This window comes from Psychromonas antarctica, assembly GCF_022267535.1.
Lineage (GTDB): Bacteria > Pseudomonadota > Gammaproteobacteria > Enterobacterales > Psychromonadaceae > Psychromonas > Psychromonas antarctica.
Map to the genome: position 1 here is coordinate 1 of NZ_JAHNZV010000169.1, position 3,905 is coordinate 3,905.

General features: G+C 37.9%; 3 protein-coding genes and 2 pseudogenes. 3 read left to right on the plus strand and 2 right to left on the minus strand.

The features are described 5' to 3' along the window. A pseudogene (locus tag KSO91_RS16295) lies at window positions 1-801 on the minus strand (IS110 family RNA-guided transposase); the annotation flags it as partial. A 491-nt stretch (window positions 802-1,292) separates the two neighbouring features. Here KSO91_RS16295 and KSO91_RS16300 point away from each other — a divergent pair. Both KSO91_RS16300 and KSO91_RS16305 read left to right on the plus strand, forming a co-directional pair. Then, window positions 1,293-2,030: a sulfite exporter TauE/SafE family protein gene (locus tag KSO91_RS16300; protein WP_238744085.1), complete on the plus strand. Its 738-nt coding sequence runs from the start codon at window positions 1,293-1,295 to the stop codon at window positions 2,028-2,030. A gap of 109 nt (window positions 2,031-2,139) precedes the next feature. Continuing rightward, the gene (locus tag KSO91_RS16305) at window positions 2,140-2,928 is read left to right on the plus strand and encodes an HD domain-containing protein (RefSeq protein ID WP_238744086.1); all 789 of its coding nucleotides are present in this window, start codon (window positions 2,140-2,142) and stop codon (window positions 2,926-2,928) included. Window positions 2,929-2,964: 36 nt separating this feature from the next. Here the strand turns inward: KSO91_RS16305 and KSO91_RS16310 are convergent, their stop codons facing one another. Next, on the minus strand, window positions 2,965-3,522 hold the full coding sequence (locus KSO91_RS16310; protein WP_338049796.1) for an amino acid permease: 558 nt from the start codon (window positions 3,520-3,522) through the stop codon (window positions 2,965-2,967). Between KSO91_RS16310 and KSO91_RS16315 the strand changes: the two are divergent. Beyond that, window positions 3,493-3,612, plus strand: a pseudogene (locus KSO91_RS16315) (AsnC family transcriptional regulator); the annotation flags it as partial. The gene KSO91_RS16310 and the pseudogene KSO91_RS16315 overlap by 30 nt on opposite strands. Window positions 3,613-3,905: the final 293 nt, after the last annotated feature.

The following is a 3,905-nucleotide window of genomic DNA, read 5'->3' on the forward strand; positions in this document are numbered from 1 at the left end:
CTTATACCGAGTAATGTTGTTTTTCCACCTGTTGAAAATTGTCGTGGAACTAAACCCACCCAAGCAGCTAAATGCCTGCCATTTTTGAAATCTGAGGCATTACTGATATCAGACATACAACGACTTGTAGTAAGCGTTCCCACTCCTGGAATAGAGATGAGTAGCTGTGCTAATTCATCATTTTCTACTAATTGCTTAAGCTTTTTATCTTGCAGTGATATCCATTCATCAAGTTTCAAATAAAAAGTCATGGTGTTCTCTTAGTTCTCGAAGAAGCATCGGTGGTATTGGCTCTCCATATTCAGCTAGCCACTGAAACAAACTCTTCATTTTGGAATGAGATCTAGGGAAGCGCATACCAAACTCCAGTAAAATTGAGCCGATACGAGACATACAAGCAGTCCTGTCTTTCAGGTAACTTGAGCGTATGCGTTGAATAACTGATATCACTTGTGATGCCTCGGTTTTTACACTGACGAAGCGCATTAAAAGTCTAGATGCGGCTTCAGCTATAGCGTCTGCATCAATGAAATCGTTTTTATTTGTTTTAACATATGGTTTTACGTATTGAGGAGGGATAAGTTTTGTTGTATGGCCAAACCCCTGACATTTTCTAGCCAACCAATGCGCACCTCCACAAGACTCCATTGCAACGGTTGTTACCGCTAATGTAGATAGGTAGTGAATTAGCTTTGAACGGCTTAGTTTCTTACGACAAACCTCTTTTCCTGATGCGTCGTGGCCAACAAGATGAAAAGTAGATTTACCTATATCAATTCCTAAAATATTAATATTAGACATGATGATTCTCCTCTTGAGTAATTGCCCTAAGTTTAGACTAGGGTGAGGCGGACCATCTTATTAGCGAGATAGCTTTTTAGGGCGCTTCGGGGCACATACCGGTTTGGCATTTTTGCTCATTAATCTGTTGAAGTACCCCATTTACGCGAATTTTTGCTCAATAATGAACGTAATAGTAAAAAGTAAGATCTGACCCTCGGCCCTCCAATCCGCAGCGAGGAGAGTGAAATCTTTACATATTATTGCCTAATACTATGGCGTTATTATTGAAATTCTGTGTATTTTAATCATGGTATTGAAACGAATGGGAATAGGGGCAAGCCTTTCATCTTGCGTCAGTCTATCATTGTGCAATGTTAGTTTTCAGTTTTCAGTTTGTAAGAGTATGATGTTTTTTAACAGATGATTTTAAGACAGATAAGGTACTGGTATCCTGCCTTTTGCTTAAAAGATGCTTACACTTATTGTGCTAATAGGGTATTTGATTAATCGTGAATATTGCATTACTTTTATTTTTTTTTATTATTACCTGCGGTGGTTTTATTAAGGGGTTAACTGGTTTTGGTATTGCTTTAGTAACCATTCCTTTTTTATCTTTAATTATTGGTGTTAAGGTTGCGGTTCCTTTAATTGCTATTTTCAGTGCGCCATTAGCACTGCCTATTATATGGCAATTACGTCAACATATAGATTGGTCTACTGCTGGTATTCTTTTTATGGGGTCTCTGCCTGGGTGCTATTTTGGGGCAAGTTTATTGACTTATCTTCCCGAGACAACACTGCTATTGATTTTAGGGTGTATCTTAGTGGTATCAAGCGTCTATTCTTTAAGTTCAAAATCAACTTTATTTACTAAAGAAAATCTGCCAAGTAGCTTATTAGCTGGCTTTTTTTCTGGTGTTTGCGGCGCTAGTGTAGGTGCATCGGGGCCGCCGGTGATTGCGTATACTTCTATGCTGCCTTGGTCTGCACATAAGATTAAAGGGACGTTATCTTGTTTGTTTTTAGTACAACTTTTCCCGACCGCTTTTATTTTTTGGCACAAAGGGTTATTAACGGAAGATGTTTTTAATTATGGTATAAAAGCTATTCCAGCATTGATTATAGGCACTTTTCTCGGCATGTGGGGCTATCATTTACTGTTCAAATACAATATTAATTTTCACCGTATAGTCCATGCCATGCTGTTAATTATTGGATTTAAGATGATTTACTCCGGCATTTTATAGGTTTAAAAAAGGGCAACAGCAGCAATTTTATTTTGCTTAGAGGGAAATCGAGTACGCAACGTTACACAGCTTTCTTTGCATAAATTTTAAAACTGATGAACATATTTAAATGGATATAAAAGAGTATCAACAATTAAAAAAATGGTTCTTAAAATATACGGATAGTTTCTTATCTGACCTTAATGCAGATAGAGAAAATATTCTGTTAAAAAAAGAACATACACTACGTGTCTGCAGTAATATGGCTTTAATTTGTGCTGACCTTTCTGAAAAGGATCAGATTATCGGGTTAACAACCGCGCTTTTACATGATGTTGGCCGATTCGAACAACTTAAAAGGTACGGTACTTTTTCAGACTCTAAATCAGAAGATCACGCCGCGTTAGGTGTGCGTATTATAAAAGAACAGAATATTCTTAACCCTTTAGATCCCATAGAAAGCCAGTTGATAATAACGGCAGTCGAAAACCATAATAAAGCTGTGATTACAGACGGTCTTCCTGATAGAACGTTGCAAATCTGTAAACGGCTACGGGATGCGGATAAACTCGATATTTGGAAAGTGGTGATCGGTTATTATCAGCAGGGATTGGAAAAAGATAACCCGACGGTTGTGCATAATTTACCTGCAGGTAAAGATCTTTCGTTTCCTGTTTATGAGTCACTTAAACAACAGCATATTATTTCTTACAGTATGATTGAAACCATTGTTGATATTAAAGTCGTTCAGATGGGGTGGATTTTTGATATTAATACGGATAAAGCCTTGTTATTAACTGTTGAACGGGGTTATTTAGAGGCTATCTATAAAACTTTACCGCAGACTGAGCGTATTAATCATCTCTACCAGATAATGAAAAAATATCTCTTAGAGAATGCTCATCCAGCGGTAAATTAACGCTTGATACTATGATATGTTCTCCGTTGAGTCAGATTATAAACAATTAGCCTTAAGTGCTGATTTATTTCGTTTATTAATCTGCGGCCAATAAAGCAAAGGTGCGGTGATTGAAATAAGTAAGAGGGCATAGCCCATTTGCCAACCCAATCCCCACATTAATGTAAAACAAAATAAACATCCCAATATAATCAGTGGCGTTTGCTTTCTATTTGCTAATTTGACCGCTGCCAACATTGATGCGAAATAAATGATCACAAAAACGCCGTTGACCGAAGTGATCAGGCCTTCTAAATGTTTACCGGTTAAAAACGTTATTGTGATAACCACGGCCATAATACTTAATAATGTTTTTAAGGCTCGAATCGGTACGCCATAGCGGTTTACGGTTTTAAAATAAGCAGGGAGCACGCCATCATTGCTGAAGCCCCAGGCAAGTCGAGAAAGGCTCGCTGTGTATACATTGACGGTGGCAATACCGCCAGCGATGCCCAAAACGCCAATGACTTGTGCGCCATCGCCTCCGAGTAGCAGATCAAAAATACCGACCATCGCTAATCCATGGTTAAAGCGTCTAGCATGCGCCGAATTCATGAAATCAGAGAGCCTCTGGATTTATCAGAAGATATTATTAAGATTAAAACGCATGTTGTACTGAGTGAATGGATAGCTAATCGTAATTAGTTTCGTTCCCTTTTATTTGAAATTTTATCGCTTAATAGCATGATTTAACATGCTTATGCACTTAACTCAGGTAAAAATGGGAAAAGATAAAAACACGTCAAAAAATTTCACCACAGAGTAAAATGAGGGAAAACAGAGAAAAACATAATTATCTTATATTTTAGTCTGTTAGTTTTTCCTCTGTGTCGCGCGCAGCGCCTCTGTTAATGAATGCGAACCGAAACGCAGTTTCGCAGTCGCATGAAGTGTGCGTGGTAGTGGTTTTAATCTTTTTACAAAAAATAACCTGAGTC